Origin of the sequence: Dyella caseinilytica, assembly GCF_016865235.1 — a bacterium.
Classification (GTDB): domain Bacteria; phylum Pseudomonadota; class Gammaproteobacteria; order Xanthomonadales; family Rhodanobacteraceae; genus Dyella_B; species Dyella_B caseinilytica.
In genome coordinates this window covers 2,542,126-2,555,979 of record NZ_CP064030.1, presented here as the reverse complement: position 1 = coordinate 2,555,979, position 13,854 = coordinate 2,542,126, and the positions used below count along the sequence as shown (strand labels likewise).

The window sequence follows — 13,854 nt, the reverse complement described above, 5'->3', positions numbered from 1 at the left end:
GTACGCTCGACTCTTCTTATCAACTGAGGTTGCAGACATATGGGGCGCTTGTTAACGATACGCCGTTGACGATCTATACAAGCCGACCGGTCAATCCAACTTTCCAGAACTACCTCAATAACTGGGGAGTGTCTGTTCAACCCTTGCCGTATTGAGGTGACTGTTATGGAAGTTAAAGTTACAAAACACCAAGTTGCTCGGAGTGCAATGCCTGATGCAGAGGCATTCAACAGGATGTACTTGATCAAGAATGTGACGCGACTTAGATCCACCTATCAGATACGGTTGCTTGCGTTTAGGGCTGTCGAAAAAGGTATGCAGCTAATTTTGCGCGTTCCAGAAGCGTGCGTCTTCGACGATTCCCTAAACGAGCTGATAAAGAAGTGCGGCAAGTCTGTGGCAAGGGAGAACTACTGATGGGCCTTTACTTGTGCGCATTTGACGGCGACGAAGAGATTGACGGCGTTGAGGTGGGTTCTTACGCAGATTTCAATTTCTTCAGGGACGCGGTTATTGCTGCGGTGGAGGAAGGAGAGCGTGGAAGTCGATGCCCAACACTGGTAAGTCATCATGACAGTGATGGTGAATGGTCTCCCGAAGAAGCCTCGCGCCTTATTGGCGAGTTCGACCTGATAGGGAAGGCCTTGAGTGAGTTGCCGCCGGTGGAATTTAACTCTCCATGGAAGGGGAAGGTGGCTTCTTCGCTTGGTTTGAAACCAAAGAGCTTACTCGACTGCTTTTTTGATGTAGATGGAGAGCCTTTGGTGGATCGGCTTCGTGGTCTAGCTGAAAAAAGTATTCGGAAAGGTGTTCCGATCCTCTTTCAGTAGCATCTTTGAAAGCATCTGTCTTGCGCTGTTTCTCATTGGCGGTTTGCCGCGATAACGGCTCCAGGTTCCGCTTTGTGTTTGGCCAGTCATGATGAAATGGGGCGCAATGCCATGAAGGCCACGAAAGTCATCGCGATAGGCGTCATGCCGCAAGCAAAGCTGCGCGAACGCGTGCTTGCCATTGCTCGCGGTGACTACCGGCCGCAGGCGCGCGACCCCAAAATCTGGTTCACGTCGATGAAGGCGGCGGCGGACGTGCTCAGTGACGAAAACCGCGCCCTGCTGCGCACGATTGCCGAGACCAGGCCGGCCTCGATCACGGCATTGGCCGCCGAGACAGGGAAGAAATCCCGCCGTGTATCGCGGGCACTGCACACCCTGTCGCGCTATGGCCTGGTGGATTTATGGCCGTCGGGCAGGTCACTGCGCCCGGTTGCCAAGGATGCGAGATATCGCATCGTGGTGTACTGATCGAATGCGCAAATAAGGGGTCAGAGTGCTTTTCTAGGCCGGCATTGTTTGCGAACGATCGCTACGCGTCCTAGCTCGGCTTTTTGACTATTGACTAAGGGGTCTTGACTAAGGGGTCATGACTAAGGGGTCCATGACTAAGGGGTCAGAACACTTTTCTAGGTCGGCCGGGTGGACGAACTCGAGCGACGCGGCCTAGTTCCGCTTCTATAGCTGCTTGAAAGCGGTTTGTCCCTAGTGCTCGTTGTTGTTGAAGATGTTCGCGGATGTCATTCAATTGGTCATCGCTGATGGCCTCTCTGAATAATGCTTGGTACGCAGCTTGGCGTTGTTCGGGATCGGTCCCAAGCCTTAGGTATTCCTCATGCGGATGTATCAGTGGATCGTGCGCCCCGAGTGCGTTGGCGCGAAAGCTCGTCCACAGATAGTCTTCGGGTGCGACAACCATGGCTGCCCTTACGGGATTCAGTTCGATATAGCGGTAACACGTCAATAGATATGTTTGACTATCGACAAGGCTCGCTTTGTAGCGGCCCTCCCATAATGTACCGGTGCGATGGTAGGTGCTGTTGAAGTAGGTGACGTATCGTCGACCAAGTGACTGCATGCAAAGGGAAAGCGATCCTGTTGCGCTCGGCGTAACGAGCAGGTGCACATGATTAGTCATAAGCACATAAGCGTGAATCAGGCATTGCTGTTGCTCGCAGGCTTCACGTAGTAACTGCAGATAACATCGGTAATCTTGGTCACGTAGAAAACACGGTTGTCGATTGTTTCCGCGTTGAATCACATGTTGCGGCAAGCCAGGTATATCGAGACGAGGTTGGCGAGGCATAGGGAAATTGCTGCCGGAGAGGATCAAGATGGCAGCTTGGCGGTTATGAGGCAGAAATGGAGTCGGTCAACACCGTCAGGGCTTGTGCGAAAAGTGTTCTGACCCCTTAGATTTTTAAGTGGCGGATGGGGATCTGTGCCTAATGGCATAGCCTTTGGATCTCTTGCTGGCGTGGGACTTGGCGCGAGTAGTTCTTTGCTAGCCGGATATGCTGCGGCCGGTTCATGGAGTGCATTGGCTACAGGCACGGCACAGACAGGTTTGTTGGTAACAGGCGATGGACTGACTGCAGGCGCCTCAACTTACCTGAACAACGAAATAAACGGGGAGACAGACCCTTTCAAGGATGTTGGATACTCAACCTTCATCGGAGCGACCGCTCCTCTTTTGAGCGGTGAAGCTTTAGTTGCAGCCGCAGGTGAAACAGGAGGAAGCACCGTACTTTTCAATTCTTATACCGGGGTGCTAAGTTCACTAGGAATAGCCGCGGACTCCAATTCGGCAGTAAATCAGCACAAATAATCTTGATTATGGGACATAATCAGTGGTGAAACCGGGTGCCGGTATGCGGCGCAAAGAGACCTAAATAATGAGCGACGAGCAAAGAAAAGTATCCAAGGCTACCGTATTTAAATACGGTAGCCTACCAATTTTTTCCACCATATTTTTAATACTTATTTTTTCCCTTATTGCACTCTCTCTCTATACCGGTCAAAAGCATGGGTATCTATATGGTATTTTAGGTTTTTTACTTTTTGTTCCATTTTTTTCTACGCTTGGACTATTTGTGATTCTTGGCTATTCAGATGTCATAGTAGACGAAGCTGGGATCTCTAGGAGGCTGCTCGGTTGGGTGTGGCGTAGTCTTTTATGGAGTGAAATCGGCTTAATAAGGGTCATCAATGTGCAGGCTTCTGGGGCAATACAAGAGCGCACCGTGATGGCAATCATTCCGATTGAAACAAAGTCTGGGCGAAAATTGCGCAATATGGGATTTGGTAAGGATGTTGATATGCCGGGAAGACTCTTAAATGTAATGAACCGGTACGTGGCTAAATACAAAATTCCTGTTGAGTTCAAAGCTGGCGACTCGATTGTCAGTGCCGATCACCTTTAAAGGACTAACATGACTAACATGACTAAGGGGTCAGAACACTTTTCTAGGGCGTGTTAACACTACCACCTGAGTCCATCGATGATGAGCGCGAAATGGACGAAGCCGAGAAACACGATGTCCAGCTTATCGAATCGGGAAAAGACGCGGCGAAAGCCTTTCAAGCGCCGGAATAGCCGCTCCACTTCGTTGCGGCGCTTGTACATTTCTCGATCATACGCCCATGGTTCGAGCCGATTGCTTTTAGGCGGAACCACGGGAATAAAGCCAAGGTCGAGTGCCAGTTGGCGCGTCTCATCACCTTCGTAAGCTTTGTCCATCAATACATGCAGCGGCTCGTCAATCGATCCCAGACTTTGCAGCAGAGCACGTCCCATCGGTGCGTCACCCGCCTCCCCAGGAGATAGCGCAAATGTCAGGGCTGTTCGAGCATCCGCGGCAACCATATGAATCTTGGTAGTCCAGCCGCCGCGCGATTTCCCGATGGCTTGGGGGCCGTTTTTTTTAACGCTCCGGTACCGTCAGGATGAACCTTGACCACGGTGCTATCCAGTGAGACCGCTTCGATTTTGATGCGAACGATCTGCTCACGTTGCAGCTCTTGGAACACGCGATCAAGCACGCCGTGCTTAGACCAGCGATTCATCCGCGTATAGATCGTGTGCCAATTGCCAAAACGCTTTGGCAAGCCACGCCACTTGCAGCCATGCTCGGCAACATAAAGGATCGCGTTCAACACCTGCAGGTTCGTCATGCTGACGTTGCCGCGTTGTTGCGGCAAGCAGTGTTCGATCCGTTGAAATTGTTCTTCCGTGATTTCCATCGCCTAAGTATAAGATCAGACGCCTATAGTGTTAACACGCCCTAGGTCGGCCGGGTGGACGAACTCGAGCGACGCGGCCTAGTTCCGCTTCTATAGCTGCTTGAAAGCGGTTTGTCCCTAGTGCTCGTTGTTGTTGAAGATGTTCGCGGATGTCATTCAATTGGTCATCGCTGATGGCCTCTCTGAATAATGCTTGGTACGCAGCTTGGCGTTGTTCGGGATCGGTCCCAAGCCTTAGGTATTCCTCATGCGGATGTATCAGTGGGTCGTGCGCCCCGGGTGCGTTGGCGCGAAAGCTCGTCCACAGATAGTCTTCGGGTGCGACAACCATGGCTGCCCTTACGGGATTCAGTTCGATATAGCGGTAACACGTCAATAGATATATTTGACTATCGACAAGGCTCGCTTTGTAGCGGCCCTCCCATAATGTACCGGTGCGATGGTAGGTGCTGTTGAAGTAGGTGACGTATCGTCGACCAAGTGACTGCATGCAAAGGGAAAGCGATCCTGTTGCGCTCGGCGTAACGAGCAGGTGCACATGATTAGTCATAAGCACATAAGCGTGAATCAGGCATTGCTGTTGCTCGCAGGCTTCACGTAGGAACAACGGGGTCAGAACACTTTTCTGCGTAACCTTGCCAGCTATCTTTGAATGGCCTGCGCGAGGAGTCGCAAGAATATGCGCATTCGCAAAAACATGACGCGGATTTCCCCGCAGTTTTTTGTAGCTATCATGAGCATGGGAGTTATCCGAACTGCACAGGAAAGGGGGAAACATGTTTCGGAATTTGTTGACTGCGGTCGTGCTGACCGCGGCGTTGCTGATGACTGGCTGCGCCACATCACGTAGCGAGATCAAGCTGCAGAGCCCGGCGATTGTCGCGCCAGCGACGACAGCAACAGGCGCACAGCCTGTGATAGTAATTGGCAAGATCACCGACGAGCGCGTTTTTGAGGATGGGTCGGACGATCCAAGCACGCCATCGCTGGGTTTCGGTGGAGTAGGCAAGGCGACCGATGACGTTAAGGCGCAAGCCATTGCACGCAAACGCAATACCTATGGCAAGGCGCTGGGCGATGTTCTATTGCAGCAGGGGCAAACCGTAGAGAGCGTTATTCGCGAGAACCTTACTGCGGCATTCCAACAGGCTGGCTATCAGGTAAAGGACGCAGGCGATGCGGGCCCATCTCCGCTCGTGGTGGATGTTCATATCAAGCAGTTCTGGGCTTGGTTCACCCCTGGTTTCTTCGCCATCACACTCAGCGACAACATTGCGACCGATCTCGTCTTCAATGGTGCCGGGGCGCCGGTGGTGGTGAGCACCCACGTTGAAGACAAGCATGCGGTGGCGACCGATGACGATTGGATAGGCATCGTGGGCAAGGGACTGGATGCCTACCGCGCCGAAGTGTTACATCGGATGCAAGGCGGTGAAGGCGCCCAGATCGTAGCGACGGCGGCAAACGCTGTTCCAGTGCCATCTACAGGAGCTGTCGCGACGCCCCCTCAACCAGCGCAGCCGATGACTGAAGCAAATAGCGCGGCACCAGCATCATCTCCGATGTCCGCAACATCCGAGGTGCCTGCGACAGCGCCTGAACCGACCGCCGCCGCCGTGCCTGCCGTGCCTGCTGCACCGATAGCGTCATCCACGGCTGATGCCAGCACCGCCTCCATGGCGATGGCTCAGGACGCCGCAACGCAAATCGGTTGCGGTGCGGTTCAAGCCAATGGCGGTTCCACGTTTGTAGCGGCTTGTGGCAGCTACAGTGTGTTGATCGACTGTGATGGCGGCCAATGTCGTCCCATGCATACCATCAAGGGCAAGGATAACGACTAGAGCCTCGCTCCAGATAATGGAGCACGGTCAACGGCTCAGGTGTATAGGATAGGTGCTGCGCAGCCGGCGGGTTGCGTGGCCTTTTTTTACATTCGTGGCGGTCTGTTTATGCAGCGCAGGCGTGTACACCCTTCAGATACCTTGTACGATGTGCGGCCGCGCTGATTGGGCCTGCAACGTGCTGGGTTTTGCCGGTGGCTGCTGGCCTCAAGATGGCGTTATCTGTTCGGCACCGGCGAGCCTGAAGGTCGTAAATGATGAAGAACGCGGTCATCGTTATTCCGGTCTATAAGACCAACCTCCACGAGAATGAGTTGCTGTCGCTGAGGCGCTCGCTGCAAGTGCTCGCGCGGCATGACTTTGCCATCGCATGTCCTGAGGGTCTGGATCTTGATCCATTGGTTCCGTTGCTGCAGTCGGTGAGTTACACCGTAAAGCGTTTTCCTGCGGACTACTTCAAGGGACTTTCCGGCTACAACCAGTTGATGCTGTCGGAGGCGTTCTACAAAGCGTTCGAGGATTACGCTTATATCCTGATCTGCCAGATGGATGTCTTCGTTTTCGAGGACAAGCTGGACGACTGGTGCAGCAAGGGCTACGACTATATCGGTGCGCCCTGGCTGGCTTCGAAGCAAACGTTCTTAAGCCGACTGCTTTTCAAGATCAATAACACTTTCAGGAAGCGGAAGAAAAGTAACGAGCACTATTTCCGCGTGGGCAATGGCGGGTTCTCGCTCAGAAAGACCGTCACCATGCTGCGCGCTGTTTCGCGACGCAACGAATGCATGACGGATGCTTCATCTTCACTGGCTCAGTGGCAGCCCCAGAATCTGCATATTGAAGATTTATATTTCTCGTTGGTCGCGCCGACGCTTGTCGATATGAAGATTCCCGATTATCGGGAAGCCGTCGACTTTTGCGTTGACAGGCGGCCCAAGCTTGCATTGCAACTGAATCGCGGAAAGTTGCCGTTTGCCTGCCACAGGTTCTATGACCCGAAGGTCAAAGGTTTTTGGGACCCGATCATCAGAAAGTACGCGTAAGGACGCGCCGAAGTTTCAGTTGCTTGGCGCTCGCGCATCTTCGGTGTCAGGTTTTCAGCATGACAGCGTGCTGAGTCTCCAACGGACCGAACTGAAGTTGGACGTCATAGGTGGCGTACTGAAGCTGGCTGATTTGCAGCGATGTCGATGGTGCATCGAGTTCACGTAGCCGCTGACGAACTTCCGCTGCCGTGACCTTGCGCTTGTATAGTCCCAGGGTGATGTGAGGCACGTAGGCGGCTTGGCGAATTTCCTTGGCTGACTGTCCCAGGATCCGGCGCCATTGAGCCAACTGTCCGGCTGGGTCATGCACGGGAATAAACGCGGCAGTGGCAAAGCTGTCGGGTGCGCCCAGGGGTAGTGAGCATGCCGCGTCTCGCAAGTCCTGAAGCGATTTGATTTGAGTCTGTCGTTGCGCGGGTAAAAAATCATCATCCGCGGTGCGTATTGGCTGCTCGAAACCACAGACGAACAAGGTCAAATGCGGTTGGCGCTGCTGTGCCGGGTGCAGCAAGTCTGCAAGCTGTTGCCGTGCGGCGTCGATGTAATCAAGCAAGGCTGGCTCATCGACAGGGATAAGCCAAACGCCATACCGCTTTCGGTGCCGGTGCCACTCTGGGTAGTCGCGCAACTCGGCAACCACGGTTTCCAATGGGCCATGTTCCAAGTCGGAGATCAGCATGTATCCATGCTATCCGATGGCAGCCACGAGCCGCGTCAATAACAAAAAAGCCGACGCTGGGCCGGCTTTTTCATAAATAGTTTGGTCGGGGTGACATGATTCGAACATGCGACTTCTACGTCCCGAACGTAGCGCTCTACCAGGCTGAGCTACACCCCGCGGGAGCCGCGTATCTTAACGGGGCTGGATGGGCTTGGCAACAGGTGGGGCGTGGTTGATGGACGGGATTTCGTGCTGGACGCCGAGGGAGGGCCGGGCGGTGCATCTGTTACCCTATGCGGCTGCCGTGACACGGCTTTTTTCCAACGTTTAAGAGGATTCCATGGCGCTTACCCAGGCCCGTACCATGCCCGGCGTGCTCGAGCTACTGCCACTCGACCAGATCGCTTTCCAGCGCATGCTCGACGTGATCCGTCGCAACTATGAGCGCTTCGGTTTCCTGCCGGTGGAGACGCCGGTGATGGAGTATTCGGACGTGCTGCTGACCAAGACCGGCGGCGAGACCGAACGGCAGGTGTATTTCGTCCAGTCGACCGGCGCGTTGGAGCAAGGCGAGAAGCCGGAACTGGCCTTACGCTTCGACCTCACCGTGCCGCTGGCCCGCTACGTGGCCGAGCACGAGCACGATCTCAGCTTCCCTTTCCGTCGCTACCAGATGCAGCGCGTCTATCGCGGCGAGCGTGCGCAGCGCGGTCGCTTTCGTGAGTTCTACCAGTGCGATATCGACGTGATTGGCAAGGATGGTCTATCGATCCGCTATGACGCCGAACTCCCGGCCGTGATTTATAGCGTGTTCCGCGAGCTGAACATCGGTGCGTTCACGATTCAGCTGAACAACCGCAAGTTGATGCGCGGCTATTTTGAAAGCCTGGGCGTGACCGATCCGGAGCAGCAGACGCTGGTGCTGCGCGAGGTGGACAAGCTGGATAAGCGTGGCGCCGATTACGTGCGCGAGACGCTCACTGGCGAGGCCTTCAGCTTGAGCGCGGAAGCGGCGCAGAAGATCCTCGATTTCGTGCAGGTACGCTCCACTTCGCTGCAAGATGCTTACAACAAGCTGGACGCACTGGGTGCCGGTCCGGAAGTGATGGAGCAGGGTCGGGCGGAGCTGAAGGAAGTGCTTGGCCTGATCCATGCGTTCGGCGTGCCGGAAACGCACTACGCGTTGAACCTGTCTATCGCGCGCGGCCTGGACTACTACACCGGCACGGTCTACGAGACCACGCTGAACGATCATCCGCAGATTGGCTCAATCTGCTCGGGCGGCCGTTACGAAAATCTGGCTGGCCAGTACACCAAGTCGCATCTGCCGGGCGTCGGTATTTCGATCGGCCTCACGCGCCTTTACTGGCAGCTGCGCGACGCAGGCTTGATCGGTACCGCACGCAGCACGGTGGACGTGCTGATCACGCAGATGGATGCGGCACAGCTCCCGGCTTATCTGGCGCTGGCTGGCGAGCTGCGCACCGCGGGCATCGCCACCGAGGTGGTGCTGGATGGCGGCAAGCTGGGCAAACAGTTCAAGTACGCCGACCGGGCGGGTATCCGCTTTGTCATCGTGCTAGGCGAGGATGAGCTGGCCAAGGGCGTCGTGACGGTGAAGGATCTGCGCCGCGAGGACCAGTTCGAGGTGTCGCGCAGCGAGCTGATCAAGACCTTGCGTGTGGAGTTGGCGCAGGCTGAGATTAGTGGCTAGTTGAGTCGGTGAGGTTATACCGAGTGATGCAAAAGTCCTCGCCGTCATTCCCGCTTGCGCGGGAATGACGGCTCTGAGGTAGGAAGGATGAAGTAGGGAGACATGGATGGCTCCGAAACAACCCGCCGTGTACATCATGGCCAGCGCGGAGCGTGGCGCGTTGTATATCGGTGTAACAGGAAACCTTAAGCTGCGCGTTTGGGAACATCGCGAAGACTTGGTGAAGGGCTTCACTCAGCGCTATGACGTCAAGCGCCTGGTGTGGGTTCGAATGCCATTCAGATTTTCCTTCAGCGATAAAACGCGAAAAGCAGCTTAAAAAGTGGAACAGGGCATGGAAGCTGGAATTGATCGAGACAAGCAACCCCACATGGTGTGATCTCTGGGGGAATTTGCTGGATTGAGCCATAGCTTTCCGCTTACGCGGGGCTGAACTGACAAAACGTTGGAGCTTTTGTGAACCAAACTATTCTCCTCGACGGCAACAGCCTCAGCCGTCAACAACTCGTCGCCGTGGCACGCCAGGGTTACGGTGTTCGCCTCGATTCAGAACAACTCAAGCGCGTACAGCGCGCGGCGGATTTCCTGGCCGACAAGGTGAGCTGCGGTGAGCCGACCTACGGTGTCACCACCGGCTTTGGCAGCAACGCGGACAAGCTGCTCGGCGCCTATCGCCTGCGTGACGAGCTGCCGGGCGGTAATCCGCACAAGCCGGAAGGCACGCTGCTGGAAGAGCTGCAGCATAACCTGATCACCACCCATGCCGTGTGCGTGGGTAAGCCGTTCTCCGCCGAAGTGGTGCGTGCGATGCTGGTGATCCGCATCAATACGCTGATGCGCGGCCATTCCGGTATTCGTGTCGCGACCCTGGAGGCGCTCACCGCCTTGCTGAATCACGATGTGATCCCGGTGGTGCCGGAGAAGGGTTCGGTAGGTGCGAGTGGCGATCTGGCACCGTTGTCGCATTTGGCCATCGTGCTGCTCGGCGGCGGTGAAGCGTTCTATAAGGGCGAGCGTCTGTCGGGTGCGGAAGCGCTCAAGCGCGCCGGCCTGCAGCCGATCCGACTTTCCTTCAAGGAAGGCCTGGCGCTGAACAACGGAACGGCACAGATGTTGGCCACCGCCGTGCTGGCGTTGGATAAGCTGGAATATCTGCTCAACGTGGCTGATTTGTCCGCTTCGATGACTCTGGATGCATTTGCAGGCCGCAGTGGCGCCATGCGCCCGGAAGTGCATGCCTTGCGTCCGCATCCTGGTCAGGTGGAGGTTGCGGGGCATGTACGTGGCCTGCTGGCCAGCTCCACGTTGGTCGACATTCCCTATCACTTGGTGCCGCGCTTCAAGCAGTGGAGCGCCGAGGCGTGGAATACGCCGGAAGATCAGGCGTTGAGCTTCGACATCAGCTGGGACTGGGTTCCGGCGAGCCAGCGCCATGGCCGTGAAGCGTTCTATAAGCGCTTCCTGCCGTTCAAGGGTGGCAAGAAGCATCAGCCGCAGGACGCCTACTGCCTGCGCTGCATGCCGCAGGTGCACGGCGCGGTGCGCGATGCCTGGGCGCAAGCTTGTCGCGTCATCGACATTGAATTGAATGCAGTCACCGACAACCCGTTGATCTTCCCTGACAACACCGATGCCACACATATTGAAGAGCAGGTGATTTCCGCCGGCCACTTCCATGGCATGCCGCTGGCGTTGGCGATGAGCTATGTGAAGGCCGCGATTCCGGTGCTGGCCTCGATCTCCGAGCGCCGTCTCAACAAGCTGGTTGATCCGGCCACCAACGACGGCCTGCCGGCCTTCCTCACCGGCAACGAAGATGGCACCGATTCCGGCTTCATGATCGTGCAATACACCGCCGCGGCATTGGTGAACGATCTGGCCACGCGTGCGCATCCGGCCAGCGTGTATTCCGTGCCGACCAGCGCGAACGCCGAGGATCACGTTTCCATGGGCGCCAACGAAGCGCGCCATGTGTTGGAGATGATGGACGATCTCAGCCACGTGCTGGCGCTGGAGCTCTACACTGCGGCGCAGGCGTTGGATTACCGCCAGGAAATGCTCAACGCCGCCCGCCGTCTCGCTGCGCGCGGCGACTGGCAGGCATTGGCTTCCAAGGTTGCCAACGCGCCACGCGAAGACAATCCGCATTACGCCCAGTTCGTCGAGGAAGTGAAGCAGCTCACTGCAGCATTGGCCGACGTGGGTGATTTCCATGCGGGCGAGGCGGTGCGCAAAGCGCACGAAGCGCTGCGTAAGCAGATTCGATTCATGCATCGCGACCGTGCGATGGATAGCGATGTACACACGGTATGCGAATTGGTGCAGCAGCGCGTATTTGCGGGCTGAAGCCGCGGCATCGTGGATAGAGATTGGGTTGCCCCGAACGTCATCCGGGGTAACTCGATCGGCTTTAAGCAAGTGCGTTGGCTTACCCCAGCCCGCGTTTGCTTGCGGCGAGAATGTGGCGCGCGGCCCAGCCCAGCCACAACAGGATAAGCACGATCGCGAGCTTCTCCATCAGGCCGTTCGGAAACACCGATATCAGCACCTGAAACCACAGCACAAAGGTGGCTGCCCAAGCGAGCACGACACCGGGCAGGCTGCCTGACTGCATACCTGAGTCGCGCCGCCAGCGGCTCGATACGAGCAGCATGCCGAAGCTGAGCCACAGAAAGGTGGCAAGAGACGTGACTTTGTGGGTCACGTGGGCCAGCGCCTGGTATGGCGTGCCCCGGAACAGTTCAGTGATGGCCACGATAGGCAGGATGAGTCCCGCTGCTGCGAACAGGCCAGATCCCAGCACGCTGCGCAATGCAGGTGTGGTCGCGATGTAAGTCACCCAGGCAAAGGCGAGCAGCGCGATCGCCATCAGGTAATACACCGAGCGCACATAGGTACTGCCGGGGCCCGCGAGATACGTACTTAGCGGGATGGTGATCCAGTTCAGATCGGTTCGCCAGAACTGTGCCGCAGTGCAGACGGCTGCAAAAACGATGACCGCGAAAATCATCAAGCGAGGGGCGAATCGAACGGCAGGGGAGTTGTTCATGAGCGCCTTCAGTAGGGGCAATGGGCGTGCAAGCCGGGCTGCACCGTTTGAGTTCTTTGGGGGATAACGGACGAACACGCGTGCGGCTGACGGGACGCCCGACGAATGCCGTGCGAGCCGGGTGGGTGAGTTTGCCGGATTTTCCTGCGAATTCGCAGGTCTTTGACTTGCGTCTGGCCGGACTTGCCACTGCCGTCAGCCTCGCGTATGATGCGCTCCACTGTGTTAATGCGTTAGTACATTATGAAGCGTCGATCGATCGATCCTGAGACCCCCGATGAGTCCGCCAAGGCCAGCCTCTGCCGCGCCTTGCTCTCGTTGAAAACGACCGAAGAAATGGACGCCTTCCTCAACGATCTGTGTACGCCGGCCGAACTGGAGGTGCTGGTCGATCGCTGGCGGGTGGTGCCTTATCTGCTGGAAGGTGTGTCCTACCGCGAAATCCACGAGCGCACGGCCGTGAGCATCACCACCATCGGGCGCGTGGCGCGCTATCTGAATCAAGGCAGCGGCGGCTATCTTGCCGCCGCCGCGCGTGCTGCGCGTAGTCGCGCCGCCGCAAAAAGGGCAAGGGCATGAAGCCGAGGGATCGTTTGCGTATCGCCATGCAGAAGTCTGGCCGCCTGACCGAGCCGGCGTTGGATCTGCTCAACCGCTGTGGCCTCACCTTTCGGCAGAGCCGCGACAAACTGTTTTGTTTTGGCGAAGGCGAGCCCGTGGACCTGCTGTTGGTCCGCGACGACGATATTCCTGGCCTGATTGCGCAGGGTGTTTGCGACCTGGGCATCGTCGGCCGCAACGTGTTGAACGAATTCCGGGGCGTAGTCGGCGATGGCGCGGCTACGCTGACCGAATGGCGCCCACTGGGTTTCGGACGCTGCCGTCTCTCGATTGCCGTGCCGCAGGACATGGATTACAGCCAGCCGCAGGATCTGTCGGGTTTGCGCATTGCCACCTCCTATCCGGGGCTGCTCAACCAATGGCTTAAGGAGAAGAACGTTGATGCGGCCGTGGTGACGCTCGCGGGCTCGGTGGAAATCGCGCCGAAGCTGGGCACGGCCGAAGTTATCTGCGACTTGGTGCAGAGCGGTGGCACCCTGATTGCCAATCAATTGCGTGAAACCGATGTGTTGCTGCAGAGCGAAGCGGTGCTGGCGGGGCCGGATGCGCTGCCCAGCGATGAACGCGGCGACATGATCGAACTGTTGCTCAAGCGCCTGGACGGTGTGATCCAGGTGCGCGAATCGCGCCTGCTGCTGCTCCAGACCTCGCGGACCTCGCTCGATGCGGTGACGCGACTGCTGCCGGGTGGCCCCCAACCTACCTTGCTGCCCGTTGCGGGTCAGCCCGATCAGCTGATGTTGCAGGCGCTGTGCGCCGGCGAGGTGAGCTGGCGCCAACTGGAAGAAATCAAGAAGGCCGGTGCGCGCGAGATGTTCGTGCTGCCAGTTGAAAAGATGCTTGCTTAAG

The 13,854-nt window shown here is 56.8% G+C and carries 15 protein-coding genes and 1 tRNA gene; 10 read left to right on the top strand and 6 right to left on the bottom strand.

Going from position 1 to position 13,854, the window contains the following annotated elements:
• Positions 1 to 416 precede the first annotated feature (416 nt).
• Complete coding sequence (locus tag ISN74_RS11085) at positions 417 to 830, top strand: Imm70 family immunity protein (RefSeq protein WP_188801370.1); 414 nt, start codon at positions 417 to 419, stop codon at positions 828 to 830.
• A gap of 111 nt (positions 831 to 941) precedes the next feature.
• Complete coding sequence (locus ISN74_RS11080; protein WP_203546592.1) at positions 942 to 1,301, top strand: HVO_A0114 family putative DNA-binding protein; 360 nt, start codon at positions 942 to 944, stop codon at positions 1,299 to 1,301.
• 145 nt (positions 1,302 to 1,446) lie between these two features.
• On the opposite strand, the gene ISN74_RS11075 is transcribed toward ISN74_RS11080, so the two are convergent.
• Positions 1,447 to 2,136, bottom strand: coding sequence for a transposase (locus ISN74_RS11075; RefSeq protein WP_203546591.1), 690 nt, complete (start codon positions 2,134 to 2,136; stop codon positions 1,447 to 1,449).
• A gap of 589 nt (positions 2,137 to 2,725) precedes the next feature.
• On the opposite strand from ISN74_RS11075, the gene ISN74_RS11070 reads away from it, so the two are divergent.
• Positions 2,726 to 3,253: a hypothetical protein gene (locus tag ISN74_RS11070; RefSeq protein WP_188801397.1), complete on the top strand. Its 528-nt coding sequence runs from the start codon at positions 2,726 to 2,728 to the stop codon at positions 3,251 to 3,253.
• Positions 3,254 to 3,312: 59 nt separating this feature from the next.
• Here the strand turns inward: ISN74_RS11070 and ISN74_RS11065 are convergent.
• Together ISN74_RS11065 and ISN74_RS11060 are read right to left on the bottom strand one after the other, a co-directional pair.
• Positions 3,313 to 4,073, bottom strand: a protein-coding gene (locus tag ISN74_RS11065; protein ID WP_188801399.1) for an IS5 family transposase whose coding sequence is annotated in 2 segments (ribosomal slippage) — positions 3,313 to 3,758 and positions 3,758 to 4,073 — 762 coding nt in all. Because the reading frame shifts where the segments join, the coding sequence is not laid out codon by codon here.
• 31 nt (positions 4,074 to 4,104) lie between these two features.
• Positions 4,105 to 4,851: a transposase gene (locus tag ISN74_RS11060; protein WP_203546590.1), complete on the bottom strand. Its 747-nt coding sequence runs from the start codon at positions 4,849 to 4,851 to the stop codon at positions 4,105 to 4,107.
• On the opposite strand from ISN74_RS11060, the gene ISN74_RS11055 reads away from it, so the two are divergent.
• Both ISN74_RS11055 and ISN74_RS11050 read left to right on the top strand, forming a co-directional pair.
• Positions 4,850 to 5,914: a hypothetical protein gene (locus tag ISN74_RS11055; RefSeq protein WP_188799365.1), complete on the top strand. Its 1,065-nt coding sequence runs from the start codon at positions 4,850 to 4,852 to the stop codon at positions 5,912 to 5,914. The genes ISN74_RS11060 and ISN74_RS11055 overlap by 2 nt on opposite strands.
• Before the next feature lie 254 nt (positions 5,915 to 6,168).
• Positions 6,169 to 6,957 (top strand): DUF5672 family protein, encoded by a 789-nt coding sequence (locus tag ISN74_RS11050; RefSeq protein WP_188799364.1) that lies wholly within the window; start codon positions 6,169 to 6,171, stop codon positions 6,955 to 6,957.
• A 46-nt stretch (positions 6,958 to 7,003) separates the two neighbouring features.
• Here ISN74_RS11050 and ISN74_RS11045 read toward each other — a convergent pair whose 3' ends face one another.
• Both ISN74_RS11045 and ISN74_RS11040 read right to left on the bottom strand, forming a co-directional pair.
• Positions 7,004 to 7,639: a 2'-5' RNA ligase family protein gene (locus ISN74_RS11045; RefSeq protein ID WP_188799363.1), complete on the bottom strand. Its 636-nt coding sequence runs from the start codon at positions 7,637 to 7,639 to the stop codon at positions 7,004 to 7,006.
• A gap of 82 nt (positions 7,640 to 7,721) precedes the next feature.
• Positions 7,722 to 7,798, bottom strand: a tRNA-Pro gene (locus ISN74_RS11040).
• Between the two features lie 163 nt (positions 7,799 to 7,961).
• Between ISN74_RS11040 and hisS the strand changes: the two genes are divergently transcribed.
• From hisS to ISN74_RS11025, 3 genes are all read left to right on the top strand, one after another.
• Positions 7,962 to 9,335 carry a histidine--tRNA ligase gene (gene hisS / locus ISN74_RS11035; RefSeq protein WP_188799362.1) on the top strand — a complete coding sequence of 458 codons (1,374 nt, stop codon included), beginning with the start codon at positions 7,962 to 7,964 and terminating at the stop codon, positions 9,333 to 9,335.
• A gap of 106 nt (positions 9,336 to 9,441) precedes the next feature.
• On the top strand, positions 9,442 to 9,654 hold the full coding sequence (locus ISN74_RS11030) for a GIY-YIG nuclease family protein (protein WP_308420758.1): 213 nt from the start codon (positions 9,442 to 9,444) through the stop codon (positions 9,652 to 9,654).
• A gap of 137 nt (positions 9,655 to 9,791) precedes the next feature.
• Positions 9,792 to 11,681, top strand: coding sequence for an HAL/PAL/TAL family ammonia-lyase (locus tag ISN74_RS11025; protein WP_188799361.1), 1,890 nt, complete (start codon positions 9,792 to 9,794; stop codon positions 11,679 to 11,681).
• 82 nt (positions 11,682 to 11,763) lie between these two features.
• Here ISN74_RS11025 and ISN74_RS11020 read toward each other — a convergent pair whose 3' ends face one another.
• Positions 11,764 to 12,384 carry a DUF998 domain-containing protein gene (locus tag ISN74_RS11020; RefSeq protein ID WP_188799360.1) on the bottom strand — a complete coding sequence of 207 codons (621 nt, stop codon included), beginning with the start codon at positions 12,382 to 12,384 and terminating at the stop codon, positions 11,764 to 11,766.
• A 243-nt stretch (positions 12,385 to 12,627) separates the two neighbouring features.
• Between ISN74_RS11020 and ISN74_RS11015 the strand changes: the two genes are divergently transcribed.
• Both ISN74_RS11015 and hisG read left to right on the top strand, forming a co-directional pair.
• A complete protein-coding gene (locus tag ISN74_RS11015; RefSeq protein ID WP_188799359.1) occupies positions 12,628 to 12,963 on the top strand; it encodes a YerC/YecD family TrpR-related protein in 336 nt (111 codons plus the stop codon).
• The gene (gene hisG, locus ISN74_RS11010) at positions 12,960 to 13,853 is read left to right on the top strand and encodes an ATP phosphoribosyltransferase (RefSeq protein WP_188799358.1); all 894 of its coding nucleotides are present in this window, start codon (positions 12,960 to 12,962) and stop codon (positions 13,851 to 13,853) included. Before ISN74_RS11015 ends, hisG begins: the two co-directional genes overlap by 4 nt.
• Position 13,854: the final 1 nt, after the last annotated feature.